The sequence below is a fragment of the Pseudomonas sp. P97.38 genome (assembly GCF_001269745.1).
GTDB lineage: Bacteria > Pseudomonadota > Gammaproteobacteria > Pseudomonadales > Pseudomonadaceae > Aquipseudomonas > Aquipseudomonas chlororaphis_E.
The window spans coordinates 230,498-245,812 of the sequence record NZ_LHVJ01000024.1; the positions used below are offsets into that span (position 1 = coordinate 230,498).

Here is a 15,315-nt window from a genome sequence, read left to right on the forward strand (position 1 = left end):
GTTGGCGAGCATTGTTCCGACTCCGATGGAAGAAAATGATTCCCCAAACGGTCCAGGACAAGTCTCTACCTAAGTCAAATGGACCAGCGAATGCCGGTCCCCCGTAGCGCGCGATTATCTAGTAGGCCGCGTGACAACGCATCAGGGGCAACAAAGTATTTATCGAGAAAACTCCTAGTTTTTCCTGGAAAAAGGCCTGAAAAGATGTTTCAAACGCTTTCAGACCTGTAACAGGAACGTTACCGGGCCATCGTTGACCAAATGGACCTGCATGTCGGCGCCGAATCTACCTGATGCCACAGTGCCATGCACCTGTTTCGCCTGCGTGACCAGATACTTGAACAGTGCTTCCCCCTGGGCGGGAGGCGCGGCCGTCGAGAAGCTCGGGCGCAAACCGCTCTTGGTGTCCGCCGCCAGCGTGAACTGCGACACCAGCAGCAAACCGCCCCCCACGTCGGCCAGGGACAGGTTCATCTTGCCGTCGGCGTCACTGAACACCCGATAGTTAAGCAGCTTATGCAGCAGTTTGTCGGCACTGGCCTGGGTATCTTCAGGCTCGACCGCCACCAGCACGAGCAAGCCTTGGTCCACGGCACCGACCACCTCGCCGGCGACTTCGACCCGAGCGCCACGAACCCGCTGCAACAGCCCCTTCATGCTTCTTCGGGCGGCAGGTCGAGCAGGCGCCGGGCCATTTGCCCGGCGGCGCGCACCAGTGCGTCGGTGATGCCCGGCTCAGAGGCGGCGTGCCCGGCGTCGCGGATCACCTGCAATTCGCTGTTGGGCCAGTTCTGGTGCAGCTCCCAGGCGTTGTCCAGCGGGCAGATGACGTCGTAGCGACCGTGCACGATCACGCCCGGCAAATGCGCGATCTTGCCCATGTCGCGGATCAACTGGTTGGGCTCCAGGAAGGCATTGTTGGTGAAGTAATGGCATTCGATCCGGGCGATCGACAGCGCGCGCTGCGGCTCGGAGAAACGATCGACCACCAACGGGTTCGGGCGCAGGGTCGCGGTACGACCCTCCCAGATGGACCAGGCCTTGGCCGCGTGCATCTGGGCGATCTGGTCGTTGCCGGTCAGGCGTTTGTGGAAGGCGCCCAGCAGGTCGTCGCGCTCGTCCAGCGGGATCGGCGCGATGTAGTCCTGCCAGTAGTCGGGGAACAGGCGACTGGCACCGGCCTGGTAGAACCACTCGATTTCCTGCGGGCGGCACAGGAAGATCCCACGCAGGATCAGGCCATGGACCCGCTCCGGATGCGTCTGGGCGTAGGCCAGGGCCAGGGTCGAGCCCCAAGAGCCGCCGAACAGCACCCACTTCTCGATGCCCAGGTGCTTGCGAATGCGCTCGAGGTCTTCGACCAGATCCCAGGTGGTGTTGTTTTCCAGGCTGGCGTGGGGCGTGGAGCGCCCGCAGCCACGCTGGTCGAAGGTGACGATACGGTACAGGTTCGGGTCGAAATAGCGACGACTCTGGGCATCGCAGCCGGCACCCGGGCCACCGTGAATGAACACCACCGGCAGGCCTTCGGCAGAGCCGCTTTCATCGACGTAGAGCGTGTGGGTTTCATCGACAGCCAGATCGTGCCGGGCATGGGGTTTGATCTGCGGGTACAAAGTCTGCATTGCGCGCTCCGTAAGGGGTCGAGTCATCCCTGTGGGGACTTCTATTTAGTCTGCCGTCCGGCATCATAAACCCGAATGACCTTAATGAGCATGCCCTCGCGCAGTCAACGCCTGTAAGCCACAGGCCAAGACAAGTTTCGTGGCGAGGGCGCTGGCTCCCGCTAGAGTGCGCAGCGCTTTCCCGCTGTGTGGGGCGGCTGCGCCACCCAGCGGGAGCAAGCTCCCTCGCCACGGGTTACTTGCCGTAGGTTGTCCGTCCCCAAGCCAGTAGGCCCTCGAGCAATTCCCGGATGACCACCCGGGTTGGCGCAGCGAGGTCGGCCCGATAGCTGAACGGTTCGAACTCTTCCATGTAGGTGCTCTGGCACAGCTCCAGCTGCACGGCCTGGATGTTTTCGGCCGGGTTGCCGTACTGCCGGGTGATGTGCCCGCCCTTGAAGCGCCCGTTGAGCACGTGGGTGAACGCGTCATGACGGGCGCAGATGGCTTCGAGCTGGCTGGCCAGTCCCGGGTCGCAACTGGCGCCGTTGAAGGTGCCGAGGTTGAAGTCCGGCAGCTTGCCGTCGAACAGGTGCGGGATCACCGAGCGGATCGAGTGGGCGTCGAACAGCAACGCGTAGCCGAACTCGGCCTTGAGCCGCGCCAGCTCCTGTTGCAAGGCCTGGTGATAAGGCATCCAGACCTGCTCCAGGTACCGGGCCCGCTCCTCGGCGGACGGCTCCAGTCCTTCACGAAACAAAGGCACGCCATCGAACAGCGTCGCCGGGTACAACCCCGTGGTGGCGCCCACGTACATCGGCTTGTCGTCGGCGGGACGGTTCAGGTCGATGACAAAACGCGAATACTCGCCAGCCAGGGTACTGGCGCCCAGCTCGGCGGCAAAGTCGTAGAGCCTGGGGATGTGCCAGTCGGTGTCCGGCAGGCTCCGGGCCTCGGCGATCAACCCGGCCTCCACCGCCGGCGTCAGGCGCAAGCCCGCGTGGGGCATGCTGATCAACAGCGGCACGCGCCCCTGGGTGAAATTCAGGACCTTCTCCACAAGCGTTCTCCTCAATCGATTTCAACGCCGTGACGCACGACGCGTTTTTCCAGTTCGCCACCGAGCCAGTACGACAGGTCGGCCGGGCGATCGATGTGCCAGGCGACGAAATCGGCCACCTTGCCGGCTTCCAGCGAACCGTGGGTCCGGGCCATGCCCAAGGCCTGGGCGGCATGAATCGTCACGCCGGCCAGGGCTTCTTCCGGGGTCATCCGGAAGCAGGTGCAGGCCATGTTCAACATCAGGCGCACCGACAGCGCCGGCGAGGTACCAGGGTTGAGATCGCTGGCCACGGCGATCTTCACGCCGTGCCGGCGCAGGGCGTCCATTGGTGGCAGTTGGGTTTCACGCAGGAAATAGAACGCCCCCGGCAACAGCACGGCCACGGTGCCGGACTCGGCCATGGCGATGGCGTCGTCCTCGGTCATGAACTCCAGGTGATCGGCCGACAGCGCCTGGTAACGGGCCGCCAGGCTCGAACCGTGCAGCGACGACAGTTGCTCGGCATGCAATTTCACCGGCAGGCCCAGTTGCTGCGCAGCCATGAAGACTCGCTCGACCTGCGCCGGGGAAAACGCCAGGTACTCGCAAAAGGCATCCACCGCATCCACCAGCCCCTCGGCCGCCAGGGCCGGGAGCATGTCGGTGCAGATGTGCTCGATGTAGTCATCGGCGCGATCTTTGTATTCCGGTGGCAAGGCATGGGCCGCCAGGCAGGTGCTGCGCACGCTCACCGGCAACTCGGCGCCCAGACGACGAATGACCCGCAGGATCTTGCGCTCGCTGGCCAGGTCCAGGCCGTAACCGGACTTGATTTCCACCGTGGTCACGCCGTCGCGCAGCAGGCTCTTCAGGCGCTTGGCGGCGCTGGCGAACAATGCTTCTTCGCTGGCGGCGCGGGTCGCGCGCACGGTGCTGGCGATGCCACCACCGGCCGCGGCGATGTCGGCGTAACTGACCCCTTGCAGGCGCTGCTCGAACTCACCGCTGCGGTTGCCGCCGAACACCGTGTGGGTGTGGCAGTCGATCAGTCCCGGCGTGACCCAGGCGCCCTTGAGGTCGTTGGCCGCCGGATAGTCGCCGGCCGGCAGTTCTGCCCGCGGGCCGATCCAATGAATGTGTTCGCCCTGGGTGACGATGGCGGCGTCTTCGATGATCGCGTAGACGCCCTGGGCCATGGTCGCGGCGTGGCAGTTTTGCCAGAGGGTTTTCATCCCGGTTTCCTCGAATTATTCAAGATCGATTCGCGAGCAGGCTCGCTCCCACAAGGACTGCACAGAACCTGTGGGAGCGGGCTTGCTCGCGAAGACGGCGGCACATTCGACATTGATGCAAGCTGATCCTGCGCTTTCGCGAGCAAGCCCGCTCCCACAGGTATCGAGTAGGATCAACATCATGTGTGCTTGCTCGCGATGGTGTCCTTACAGGCTCGGCAACAACTGCGCCGTGACCAACTCGTTCAGGCAACGACTCGCCAACAGTTCACTGGCGGCATTGATGTCCGGCGCAAAGAAGCGGTCCTTCTCATAAAACGGCACTTCTGCACGCAGCAGGCCACGGGCCTGCTCCAGCTTCGGCGAGGTCTTCAGGCCGCCGCGCAGGTCCAGGCCCTGGCACGCCGCCAGCCATTCCACCGCGAGAATCCCGCGGGTGTTCTCAGCCATCTCCCAAAGACGCTTGCCAGCGGCCGGGGCCATGGAAACGTGGTCTTCCTGGTTGGCCGAGGTCGGCAGGCTGTCCACCGAATGAGGATGGGACAGCGCCTTGTTCTCGCTCGCCAGGGCAGCCGCGGTGACCTGGGCAATCATGAAGCCGGAGTTGACCCCGCCATTGCCCACCAGGAACGGCGGCAACTGCGACATGTGCTTGTCCATCATCAGCGAAATGCGGCGCTCGCTGAGCGAGCCGATTTCCGCGATCGCCAGGGCCATGTTGTCGGCAGCCATGGCCACCGGTTCGGCGTGGAAGTTGCCGCCGGAAATCACGTCACCTTCGGCGGCGAACACCAGCGGGTTGTCCGACACGGCGTTGGCTTCGATCACCAGCACCTCGGCGGCCTGGCGGAACTGGGTCAGGCACGCGCCCATCACTTGCGGTTGGCAGCGCAGGGAGTACGGGTCCTGGACCTTGTCGCAGTTCTGGTGCGAGGCGGAGATTTCGCTGCGCTCGCCCAGCAAGTCGCGGTACGCCGCGGCGGCGTCGATCTGGCCTTTCTGGCCACGGGCGGCATGAATGCGGGCATCGAACGGCGAGCGCGAGCCGAGCACGGCTTCCACGGTCAGGCTGCCCAGGGCCAGGGCGCCGGCGAACAGGTCTTCGCCTTCGAACAGGCCACGCAGGGCGAACGCGGTGGACACCTGAGTGCCATTGAGCAGCGCCAGGCCTTCTTTCGCGGCCAGGGTCAGCGGTGCGAGACCGGCGACTTTCAAGGCCTCGACGGCCGGCAGCCATTCGCCTTTATAACGGGCCTTGCCTTCGCCCAGCAGCACCAGCGACATGTGGGCCAGCGGCGCCAGGTCACCGGAAGCCCCGACCGAGCCCTTGAGCGGGATGTGCGGATACACCTGGGCATTGACCAGCGCGATCAGCGCATCGATCACCTGCCGGCGAATGCCGGAAAAACCCCGGCTCAGGCTGTTGACCTTGAGCACCATGATCAACCGCACCAGCGCATCGCTGATCGGCTCGCCCACACCGGCGGCATGGGACAGCACGAGCGAGCGCTGCAGGTTTTCCAGGTCTTCGCTGGCAATGCGGGTCGAGGCCAGCAGGCCGAAACCGGTGTTGATGCCGTAGGCGGTGCGGTTCTCGGCGAGGATCTGCTCCACGCACGCCACGCTGGCTTCGATTTGCGCCGAGGCACTGGCGTCGAGGCTCAGTGTCACCGGTTGCTGATAGATGTCACGCAATTGAGCCAGGCTCAGTTGGCCGGGGATCAAGTTCAACGCTGTCATTTCCTGCTCCTTTTGAGAGTTTTTATGTATCCGCCAGTCGCTCCGGAATGTTCCGTTATCCGTCACCTTCGCTTTGTGGGCGATGCCTTGTGGGCAAGAGGTGCCTTGGCACGCTGGCGGTTGTGTTCAATTCAGATTCGGTAACGCGTCATGCAGCACGTAGGGGTCCTTCAGCAGCGCGGCGGCACTGGCGATGTCGGGCGCCAACCAGCGGTCCTGGTCGTAGGGCGGAACCCGTTCACGCAGCAATTGCCAGGCAACGCCGGTGCCGGCGCCGAAGCGTTGCCCCTTGAGAAATTCGAAGGCCTGGGCCGCCAGCAGGTACTCGATGGCAAGGATCTGCGTGCAGTTTTCCAATACGCCGTGCAGCTTCAAGGCCGCGTTGGTGCCCATGCTCAGGTGATCCTCCTGCAAACCCGAGGTCACGTAGTTATCGAGCACCGCCGGTTGCGCCAACTGACGGTTCTGCGCGCACAAAGAGGCGGCGACGTACTGCACGATCATCATCCCCGAGTTCACGCCGGGGTTGGCCACCAGGAACGCCGGCAGGCCGCTGACGTGCGGGTTGATCAAGCGGTCGAGGCGGCGCTCGGCGATGGAGCCGATTTCCGCCATGGCAATCGCCAGCAGGTCCGCCGCCAGCGCCACCGACTGGCCATGTGGGTTGGCCTGGGACATCACCCGGAAATGCTCCGGCGTGCCCAGCAGCAGCGGGTTATCGGTGGCGGCATTGAGTTCGGTTTCGATCTGCTGCCGGGCATGCGCCAACTGGTCGCGAGCGGCCCCGTGCACCTGGGGGATCGAGCGGATGCTCAAGGCATCCTGGGTGCGAATGCCCAGGCTCAAGGCAATCACTTCGCTGCCGTCGAGCAAGGCGCGCAAATTGGCCCCGACCTGCTGCATGCCGGGGTGCGGCTTGAGGGCGATGATCTCGGCGTCGAACGCGGCAATCTGTCCGCGCTGGGCCTCGAAGCTCATGGCGCCGACGACATCGGCCCATTGCACCAGGCGCGTCGCATCGGCCAGGGCCAGGCAACTGAGGCCCGTCATGCATGGCGTGCCGTTGACCAGGCACAAACCGTCCTTGGCCCCCAGTTGCACCGGTTGCAGGCCTTCGGCAGCCAGGGCCTGTTGCGCCGGAACGATGTGCCCGCGGTAGCTGACCTGCCCAACACCCAGCAGGGCGATGCTGATGTGGGCCATGTGGGTCAGGTAACCCACCGACCCCTGGGACGGCACTTGCGGGGTGATGCCGCGATTGAGCAACGCCAGCAGCGCTTCGACCACCCGGCGATGAATGCCGGACTTGCCCTGGCTGTAGTTGAGAATGGCGGCGCAGAGAATCGCCCGCGCCTGCTCATCGGCCAGCGGCGCGCCGACGCCACAGGCATGGCTGAGCAAGGTGTTGCGCGACAGCTGGCTGAGTTGTTCGTCCTTGAGCGAAACATTGCACAAGGCCCCCAGGCCGGTGTTGACGCCATAGGCGCGCTCGCCGCTTTCGACGATGCGCTGCACGATGGCCTGGGCATTGTCGATCCGCGCCCAGGCCTGGGCCGACAGCTCGAGCGGAGCGCCGAAACGGGCGACGGCGACCACGTCCTGCCAACGCAGGGGGGCATCGGCGATGATGATTTTTTCAGCCTGGGACATCTTCAACCTCATCCGTACAACTTGAATATTGATGCAACTTTGCCGACGCCTTCGCGAGCAAGCTCGCTCCCACAGAGTGCGCATTCCAGGGTGGTGCGCTCTTGTGGCGAGGGAGCTTGCTCCCGCTGGGCTACGCAGCAGACCCGAAGAGGCGGCCGCTTCGCGCCCGAGCGGGAGCAAGCTCCCTCGCCACAACAGCGCACCCGCCACAATCGCCCATGGACCTAAACCACCGCCGCCCGGCGCTGCACGAACCGATCGACATACTCATCGGCCGGCGAATGCAGGATCTCCCGGGGGGTGCCGACCTGGATCAGCTTGCCATCCTTGAGAATCGCGATGCGGTTGCCGATGCGCACGGCTTCGTCGAGGTCGTGGGTGATGAACACAATGGTCTTGTGCAGGGTCTTTTGCAGTTCCAGCAACTGGTCCTGCATTTCCGCGCGGATCAGCGGGTCGAGGGCGCTGAAGGCCTCGTCCATCAGGATGATGTCGGTGTCCGCCGCCAACGCTCGGGCCAGGCCCACGCGCTGGCGCATGCCGCCGGAGAGCTGGTGCGGGTACTTGTTCTCGTAGCCCTTCAGGCCCACGGTGTTGATCCAGTGCAGCGCTCGTTCGGTGCAGACCTGCTTGCTTTCGCCGCGCACTTTCAAGCCGTAGGCGACGTTGTCCAGCACGCTCTTGTGGGGCAGCAGGCCGAAGCTCTGGAACACCATGCTGATCTTGTGCCGGCGAAATTCGCGAAGGGCGTCCATGTCCAGTTGCAGGATGTCCTCGCCGTCCACCAGGATCGCGCCGCTGGTGGGGTCGATCAGCCGGTTGAAGTGGCGCACCAGGGTGGACTTGCCCGAGCCGGACAGGCCCATGATCACGAAGATTTCGCCGGTGCCGATGCTCAGCGACAGGTCGTTGACCCCGACCACGCAACCGGTTTCGGCCAGCACCTGGTCCTTGGTCTTGTTCTGGCGGATCAGGTCCAGGGCGTCCTTGGGGCGATTGCCGAAGATCTTGAAGACGTTCTTGACTTCGATTTTGCTGATGGCGGTGTTGTTCATTTGCTCACCTCATGCCGAGGGCGACCATAGGCCTGGGTAATGCGGTCGATGACCACGGCGAGAATCACGATGGCCAGGCCGGCTTCCAGGCCGCGTCCGACGTTGAGGGTCTGGATACCCACCAGCACGTCTTCGCCCAAGCCACGGGCACCGATCATCGAGGCGATGACCACCATCGACAGGGCCATCATGGTGGTCTGGTTGATCCCGGCCATGATGCTCGGCAGGGCCAGGGGCAGTTGCACGCCGAACAGCTGTTGCCAGCGGTTGGCGCCGAAGGCATTGATGGCTTCCATCACTTCGCCGTCCACCTGGCGGATGCCCAGGTCGGTGAGGCGAATCAGGGGCGGCGCGGCATAGATCACCGTGGCGAAGATCGCCGGGACCTTGCCCAGGCCGAACAGCATCAACACCGGAATCAGGTACACGAAGCTGGGCATGGTCTGCATGATGTCCAGCAACGGCATCAGCACCGAGCGCAGGCGGTTGCTGCGCGCCGAAAGGATGCCCAGCGGAATGCCGATCAACACCGAGATCAGCGTTGCGACCAGCATCAACGCGAGGGTCTGCATCAGTTTGTCCCACAGGCCCACCGCGCCCACCAGGAACAACAGGCCGACGATCACCGCCGTGGCCACGACCTTGCGCGTGGCGTGCCAGGCAATGCCACCGACGATGGCCAGCATCAACCACCACGGCGCCAGGCGCAGCAGGCCTTCGAGGTTGACGATGGCCCACAGCAACGTGTCGGAGATGTGCCGGAACACATCACCATAGTTGGTCACCAGCGAATCGACCCAACCGTTGACCCAGTCGGCGATGGAAAAGGTAAAGCTTTCGGGAAACATAAGAGACTCTCGATCAAAGGGATGCGGTGAACGTCCCGGCCAGCCCTATGGTTGGCCGGGAAGAATTCGACCTACAGAGCCGCGTCGATTTTCTTGGCAGCGTCTTCACTGACCCAGGCGTGCCAGACTTCAGGATGTTCCTTCAGGAAGATCTTCGCCAGTTTTGGCGACTCGATCCGCTCTTTGGCCATGCGCCCCAGGTTCTGGTTCAGGATATCGATGGGCAGGTTGACCTTTTCCAGTACCGCGACCAGTTCCGGTGCCTCGTCGTGGAACGTCTTGGACAGGCCGACCTTGATGCTCACGCTCTTGTCCACGCCCGGTTTTTCTTCCAGTTTTACCAGGTCCACCTGGCCCATCAGCGGCGTGGGCGACCAGTAGTAGAACAGGATCGGCTCGCCACGCTTGTAGCTCGACAGCACGGCGGCATCCAGCGCCGGGCCAGTGCCAGGGCGGAAGTTGGTGTAGGTATTTTCCAGGCCATAGCTTTTCAGCATTTCGCTGTTGTCCAGCTCGCAGGTCCAACCGGCCGGGCAATTGTAGAAGCGGCCCTTGGACGGTTCTTCCGGATCCTTGAACACGGCGGCGTACTGGCCCAGGTCGGCAATGTTCTTCAGGCCCGGTGCCTTGGCTTCGAGCTTGCGCTTGGCATCGCCTTCCACCACGTAGCGCGGCACGTACCAGCCCTCGATGGCGCCCACCACCGGCGCCCCGACGCCGACCACCTTGCCGGCCTTCTCGGCCTTGTTCCAGACCTCGCTGCGGCCGACCCACTCTTCGGCAAACACCTGGATGTCGTTGCTGCTCAGGGCGTTTTCCATGGTGATGGAGTTACCCGGCAGGCTGTCGGTCTTGCAGCCGTAGCCTTTTTCCAACACCACTTGCAGGACGTCGGTCAGCAGCATGCCGCTTTCCCAGTTCAGGCCGGCGAACTTCACCGGTTTGCCCGACTCGCACCAACCCGCCGCTTGCGTGGCGCCGGCACTGGCCAGCAGGCCCATGGAAAGCAACGTGGTCAGCAGGGTCTTGTTCGATTTCATTGTGTGACGCTCCTAATCATTTGAGTTGGCTTACGGCAGTCAAGAGGCATCCAGCCCTGTCAACGTCCCATCAGGCCGCGTGAACGCGGCCCGCCCTGCTCGGTTGTGCGTCAACCGTGTCCTGCTCGACCGGCAGGATCAATTGATCGGGTACTGCGCTGTGCCACCGCTTGGCGAGGACGTAGTACAGCGCCGCCGGGACCACCAGGCCGATGATCCACGAGATGTCCACGCCCCCCATCGCAGCCACCAGCGGGCCGGTAAAGAACTTGGTGGCGATGAACGGCAACTGGACCAGTACACCCAAGGCATAGACGCTGATACCCAAGGCGTTCCAGCGACCATAGCGACCGTTTGGATCGGCCAGCGCCGGCACGTCATAGCGCTCGCGCGTGATGCAGTAGTAGTCCACCAGATTGATCGCGCTCCAAGGCGTGAAGAACGCCAGCAAGAACAGGATGAACGACTTGAACGCACCCAGGAACGAGTGCTGGCCGAGCAACGCGATCAGGGTCGCGGCGCCGACGATGACCAGCACGAAGGCCACGCGCTGCAAGCGCGTTACGTTCAGGTGGCCACGAAAGCCGCTAATGATGGTCGCGATGCACATGAAGCTGCCGTAGGAGTTCAGCGTGGAAATGGTGACCTTGCCAAACGCGATGCTGAAGTACAGCAGCGCAGCCGTGGCGCCAGCGCCGCCCAGGCCCACGATGTAGGCCACTTCGTGACCCGCGAACTGCCCGTTGGCCGAAGCGGCGGCAAACACGCCGAGGATCATCGCCACCTGCGCGCCGATGACCGAGCCGGCGCCCGCGGCGAAAAAGGTTTTCACCGAGGACGTCCTGCTCGGCAGGTAGCGCGAATAGTCGGCCACGTAGGGGCCGAAGGCGATCTGCCAGGACGCGGCGAGCGACACCGCCAGCAGGAAGCTGCTCCAGCTGAAATGGCGGATCTGCAGGAGGGCACCGACATCTACCTGGCCAATCAGGCGAGCGAACAGGTACACAAAGGCAATCACGCCAATCACGCTGGCGACACGGCCGATGAAGTGGATCACCCGATAACCCAGCACCGTGACCAGCACGATGACGCTGGCGAAAATGAGGATGCCGACACTGTCGCTGACGCCAAACAACTGGCCCAGCGCCTGGCCGGACAGCACGGTTCCGGTGGCGGTGAAACCCAGGTACATCAGGCACACCAGCACGATCGGGATGGCCGCGCCATAGACGCCGAACTGCACCCGGCTGGAGATCATCTGCGGCAGGCCGAGCCTGGGGCCTTGCGCGGCATGCAACGCCATGACGCCGCCGCCGAGCAGTTGGCCGATCAGCAGCCCGATCAACGACCAGAACACATCACCGCCCAGCACCACCGCCAAGGCACCGGTGACAATCGCCGTGATTTGCAGGTTGGCCCCCATCCAGAGGGTGAACTGGCTCAACAATCGGCCGTGCCTCTCCGCTTCCGGGATGTAGTCGATCGAGCGTTTCTCGATCAACGGCTTGCTGCTTGCACCTGTGCTGCTGGTGGCCATGATTCAACCTCTATGGATTGTTTTGGGTTCCTGTGGAGCCTGCTTCCTGTGGGAGCGGGCTTGCTCGCGATAGCGGTGTATCAGCCGATGCCGGTGTCGAATCTGATGACGCCATCGCGAGCAAGCTCGCTCCCGCAGGGGGCCTGCGTTACTTGCCGGTAATCATCGGCAGATTCAGCCCCTGCTCCTTGGCGCAATCGATCGCGATCTGGTAACCGGCGTCGGCATGACGCATCACGCCGGTGCCCGGGTCGTTGTGCAGCACGCGGGCGATCCGCGCGGCGGCTTCATCGGTGCCGTCGCAGACAATCACCATGCCCGAATGCTGGGAGAAGCCCATGCCCACGCCACCACCGTGGTGCAGCGATACCCAGGTCGCGCCGCTGGCGGTGTTGAGCAACGCATTGAGCAGCGGCCAGTCGGAGACAGCGTCGGAGCCGTCCTGCATGGATTCGGTTTCGCGGTTGGGGCTGGACACGGAACCGGAGTCCAGGTGGTCGCGGCCAATCACGATCGGCGCGGACAGCTCGCCGCTGCGCACCATTTCGTTGAACGCCAGGCCCAACTTGGCGCGCTGACCCAGGCCGACCCAGCAGATACGCGCCGGCAGGCCCTGGAAGCTGATGCGCTCGCGCGCCATGTCCAGCCAGTTGTGCAGGTGGGCATCGTCGGGGATCAGTTCCTTGACCTTGGCGTCGGTCTTGTAGATGTCTTGCGGGTCACCCGACAGCGCCGCCCAACGGAACGGGCCGATACCGCGGCAGAACAGCGGACGGATATAGGCCGGGACGAAACCGGGGAAGTCGAAGGCATTCTCGACGCCTTCTTCCTGGGCCATCTGGCGAATGTTGTTGCCATAGTCGAAGGTCGGCACACCCATTTTCTGGAAGGCCAGCATGGCTTTGACGTGAACGGCCATCGATTGCTTGGCGGCTTTCACCACGGCGGCAGGTTCGGTCTTGGCCCGGGCGCGGTACTCGTCCCAGGTCCAGCCGGCCGGCAGGTAACCGTTGAGCGGGTCGTGGGCGCTGGTCTGGTCGGTGACCATGTCGGGGCGCACTCCACGACGGACCAATTCCGGCAGGATTTCAGCCGCGTTCCCACACAGCGCGATGGAAATGGCCTTGCCTTCGGCGGTGTATTTCTCGATACGGGCCAGGGCGTCGTCGAGGTCGGTGGCCTGCTCGTCGACGTAGCGGGTCTTGAGACGGAAATCGATACTCACCTGCTGGCACTCGATGTTCAGCGAGCAGGCACCGGCCAGAGTCGCGGCCAACGGCTGCGCGCCGCCCATGCCGCCCAGGCCGGCGGTCAGGACCCAGCGGCCCTTGAGGTTAGCGTCGTAATGCTGGCGACCGGCTTCGACGAAGGTTTCGTAGGTGCCTTGCACGATGCCCTGGCTGCCGATGTAGATCCAGCTGCCGGCGGTCATCTGGCCGTACATGGCCAGGCCCTTGGCGTCGAGTTCGTTGAAGTGTTCCCAGGTGGCCCAGTGCGGCACGAGGTTGGAGTTGGCGATCAGTACGCGCGGGGCATTGCTGTGGGTCTTGAACACGCCCACTGGCTTGCCGGACTGCACCAGCAAGGTTTCGTCGTCATTCAGATGGGTGAGGCTTTCGACGATCTTGTCGTAGCACTCCCAGTTGCGTGCCGCGCGGCCGATGCCACCGTAGACCACCAGCTCCTTGGGGTTCTCGGCCACTTGTGGGTCGAGGTTGTTCATCAGCATGCGCAGCGGCGCTTCAGTCAGCCAGCTCTTGGCGGTCAGCGTGTTACCGCGAGGGGCGCGGATTTCAACGTCACGGTATTTTTCAGGTTTGCGGGTAGCGTCGGTCACAGCAAAAACTCCTCAGCGATCAATTCAGACCAGCCCGGCAGCGGGCAGCGATTTTGCGAACGTCGCGTTGAATGTCGTCACTCATACGCATACGTCTTTACTTGTATGTACAAGCATATGCAATCAAGCGGCCAACTTGCTGGAGAGGATGTTTCAGAATCGCTGGGAGATTAGCTGCGAGCCCCGTGGTTGATGGGTTTGCAAGCCGGATGATTTTTTTTTGAGAGGTTTTTTTGGAGAGAAATCGGAGGGACAAAAAAGCGCAGCATTGCGCCGCGCTGGGGCATTCGGTAACAAGTTGGTGCGCATAGAAGGAAACAGTGAGGGTTTTTTGTGGTGAGGGAGCTTGCTTCCTCACCACAAAAACCCTGTCGCAAGATGTGTCAGTGAGCTGTCAGCTCGATCACACAACATTGGCCGTGGGTGGCGACTTCCACCAGCCCAGTGTTACCGCTCAGTTGCAAACAGTCGTAAAGACCCAGGCCCGCAGTGGTTTCACCCACTTTGAGCGTCAGCCCCGGGGCCGCACTGAATATCAGCAGCGTCTGCGCCTCGCTGAAAAACCGCTGCTGGCCGCCTAGCCATTGCAGCCGTGCGCGGTAACGCTGTGGCGCGTAGATCAGGTTGAAGTCGCGAATCGGCCCGCCGAGCAAGGTGCAATGCACATGGCTCTCGCCACTGAACGCAAAGGGATCCAGCGGCTGCAGCGGCCGCGTGGTCTGGCCATCGACGCTCAGCGTCATGCCGTCACCCTGCAAGACACTGATAATCCGCTCGTAACCGGCGAACGTGGAAAAACCGCCAGACTCGCCAATATCGGCAATCGAGAGGCGCCAGCCGAAACCTTCCAGGCCGGTGCCGGCATCGCGGGTGATTTCCTCGGTGCTGCCACCGCCGTTCTTCCACGGCATGCGCGGGTAATCCGCCGCGCGCAGGATCTTCAAGTCGCTCACTTATGAAACCGCCCTTCCAGACTGTGACGGGAACCGGGATGAATCAGCCGTGCCGCGGTCACCGGCTGGCGCCCCGACCAGGTACGGCGGCGGATCAACAGGCACGGTTCGCCCTTTTCGATCTGCAACAACTTGCACTCATTCGGCTCGGCGAGGATCGCTTCGACCACATGCTCGCCTTCAGTCAGCGGCGCGACCTGGTTCAGGTAGGCGTAGGGCGTTTGCAGGGTGAAGTCCTGCTTGAGGTATTCCGGCGCCACCAGCGCGTTGACGAAACGGTCCTCGATTTGCACGGGAATATCGTTTTCGAAATGCACGATCAACGAATGGAACACCTTCTGGCCTTCACGCATGTCCAGCGCCAAGGCCCGCTCGGAACCGGCGGCCTCTTCTTCCAGGGTGATGACCTTGCAGGTGTGGCGATGCCCACGGGAGGCGATCTCGTCGGCGATGTTGTGCACTTCGAACAAGGCAGACTGGCTCTTGGGCTCGGCCACGAACGTGCCGACACCCTGCATGCGCACCAACAGGCCGTCGGCGGTCATTTCCCGCAAGGCCCGGTTGATGGTCATGCGGCTGAAACCCAATTGGCTGACCAGCTCGCTTTCCGACGGCACGCGGTAGTGCGGCGGCCAGTTTCCACTGTCGATCTGCTGGGTGATCATCTGTTTCACGCGGGCATACAAGGGCGCCGGACTGTCACCCATGGTTGCGGCCAGCGGCGGTTTGGCAGGCGGAGTCGGCACGGCGGTTCCCTGTTCTGCGAATAAGAAGGCT

At 63.2% G+C, this 15,315-nt stretch carries 13 protein-coding genes; all 13 read right to left on the reverse strand.

Annotation, left to right across the window (positions count from 1 at the left end; all coding sequences use genetic code 11):
• Positions 1-219: 219 nt before the first annotated feature.
• Complete coding sequence (dtd, locus tag AD664_RS18980; protein WP_047736147.1) at positions 220-657, reverse strand: D-aminoacyl-tRNA deacylase; 438 nt, start codon at positions 655-657, stop codon at positions 220-222.
• Positions 654-1,625, reverse strand: coding sequence for a prolyl aminopeptidase (pip, locus tag AD664_RS18985; protein ID WP_042732670.1), 972 nt, complete (start codon positions 1,623-1,625; stop codon positions 654-656). The genes dtd and pip overlap by 4 nt, the downstream gene beginning before the upstream one ends.
• Positions 1,626-1,860: 235 nt before the next feature.
• The gene (gene hutG, locus AD664_RS18990) at positions 1,861-2,664 is read right to left on the reverse strand and encodes an N-formylglutamate deformylase (RefSeq protein WP_053148585.1); all 804 of its coding nucleotides are present in this window, start codon (positions 2,662-2,664) and stop codon (positions 1,861-1,863) included.
• 11 nt (positions 2,665-2,675) lie between these two features.
• Positions 2,676-3,878: an imidazolonepropionase gene (gene hutI / locus AD664_RS18995; protein WP_053148588.1), complete on the reverse strand. Its 1,203-nt coding sequence runs from the start codon at positions 3,876-3,878 to the stop codon at positions 2,676-2,678.
• Positions 3,879-4,085: 207 nt separating this feature from the next.
• Entirely contained in the window at positions 4,086-5,618 is a 1,533-nt protein-coding gene (hutH, locus tag AD664_RS19000) for a histidine ammonia-lyase (protein WP_042732475.1), read from the reverse strand.
• Positions 5,619-5,744: 126 nt separating this feature from the next.
• Entirely contained in the window at positions 5,745-7,268 is a 1,524-nt protein-coding gene (gene hutH / locus AD664_RS19005; protein ID WP_053148592.1) for a histidine ammonia-lyase, read from the reverse strand.
• 224 nt (positions 7,269-7,492) lie between these two features.
• Positions 7,493-8,323, reverse strand: coding sequence for a glycine betaine/L-proline ABC transporter ATP-binding protein (locus AD664_RS19010; RefSeq protein WP_052497403.1), 831 nt, complete (start codon positions 8,321-8,323; stop codon positions 7,493-7,495).
• Positions 8,320-9,171 carry a proline/glycine betaine ABC transporter permease gene (locus AD664_RS19015; RefSeq protein ID WP_047736151.1) on the reverse strand — a complete coding sequence of 284 codons (852 nt, stop codon included), beginning with the start codon at positions 9,169-9,171 and terminating at the stop codon, positions 8,320-8,322. The genes AD664_RS19010 and AD664_RS19015 overlap by 4 nt, the downstream gene beginning before the upstream one ends.
• Positions 9,172-9,242: 71 nt before the next feature.
• Positions 9,243-10,211, reverse strand: a complete 969-nt coding sequence (locus AD664_RS19020) for an ABC transporter substrate-binding protein (protein WP_053148595.1) — start codon at positions 10,209-10,211, stop codon at positions 9,243-9,245.
• Between the two features lie 70 nt (positions 10,212-10,281).
• The gene (locus AD664_RS19025; RefSeq protein ID WP_053148598.1) at positions 10,282-11,748 is read right to left on the reverse strand and encodes a cytosine permease; all 1,467 of its coding nucleotides are present in this window, start codon (positions 11,746-11,748) and stop codon (positions 10,282-10,284) included.
• Between the two features lie 148 nt (positions 11,749-11,896).
• On the reverse strand, positions 11,897-13,585 hold the full coding sequence (gene hutU / locus AD664_RS19030; protein ID WP_047736153.1) for a urocanate hydratase: 1,689 nt from the start codon (positions 13,583-13,585) through the stop codon (positions 11,897-11,899).
• A 383-nt stretch (positions 13,586-13,968) separates the two neighbouring features.
• Positions 13,969-14,538: a HutD family protein gene (locus tag AD664_RS19035; protein WP_053148601.1), complete on the reverse strand. Its 570-nt coding sequence runs from the start codon at positions 14,536-14,538 to the stop codon at positions 13,969-13,971.
• Entirely contained in the window at positions 14,535-15,245 is a 711-nt protein-coding gene (gene hutC, locus AD664_RS19040; protein WP_172679745.1) for a histidine utilization repressor, read from the reverse strand. Before hutC ends, AD664_RS19035 begins: the two co-directional genes overlap by 4 nt.
• Positions 15,246-15,315 lie beyond the last annotated feature (70 nt).

Coding starts and splice junctions, on each gene's coding strand:
- dtd (WP_047736147.1), bottom strand. CDS start 657: ATGAAGGGGCTGTTGCAGCGGGTTCGTGGCGCTCGGGTCGAAGTCGCC.
- pip (WP_042732670.1), bottom strand. CDS start 1,625: ATGCAGACTTTGTACCCGCAGATCAAACCCCATGCCCGGCACGATCTG.
- hutI (WP_053148588.1), bottom strand. CDS start 3,878: ATGAAAACCCTCTGGCAAAACTGCCACGCCGCGACCATGGCCCAGGGC.
- hutH (WP_042732475.1), bottom strand. CDS start 5,618: ATGACAGCGTTGAACTTGATCCCCGGCCAACTGAGCCTGGCTCAATTG.
- hutH (WP_053148592.1), bottom strand. CDS start 7,268: ATGTCCCAGGCTGAAAAAATCATCATCGCCGATGCCCCCCTGCGTTGG.
- AD664_RS19010 (WP_052497403.1), bottom strand. CDS start 8,323: ATGAACAACACCGCCATCAGCAAAATCGAAGTCAAGAACGTCTTCAAG.
- AD664_RS19015 (WP_047736151.1), bottom strand. CDS start 9,171: ATGTTTCCCGAAAGCTTTACCTTTTCCATCGCCGACTGGGTCAACGGT.
- AD664_RS19020 (WP_053148595.1), bottom strand. CDS start 10,211: ATGAAATCGAACAAGACCCTGCTGACCACGTTGCTTTCCATGGGCCTG.
- AD664_RS19025 (WP_053148598.1), bottom strand. CDS start 11,748: ATGGCCACCAGCAGCACAGGTGCAAGCAGCAAGCCGTTGATCGAGAAA.
- hutC (WP_172679745.1), bottom strand. CDS start 15,245: ATGGGTGACAGTCCGGCGCCCTTGTATGCCCGCGTGAAACAGATGATC.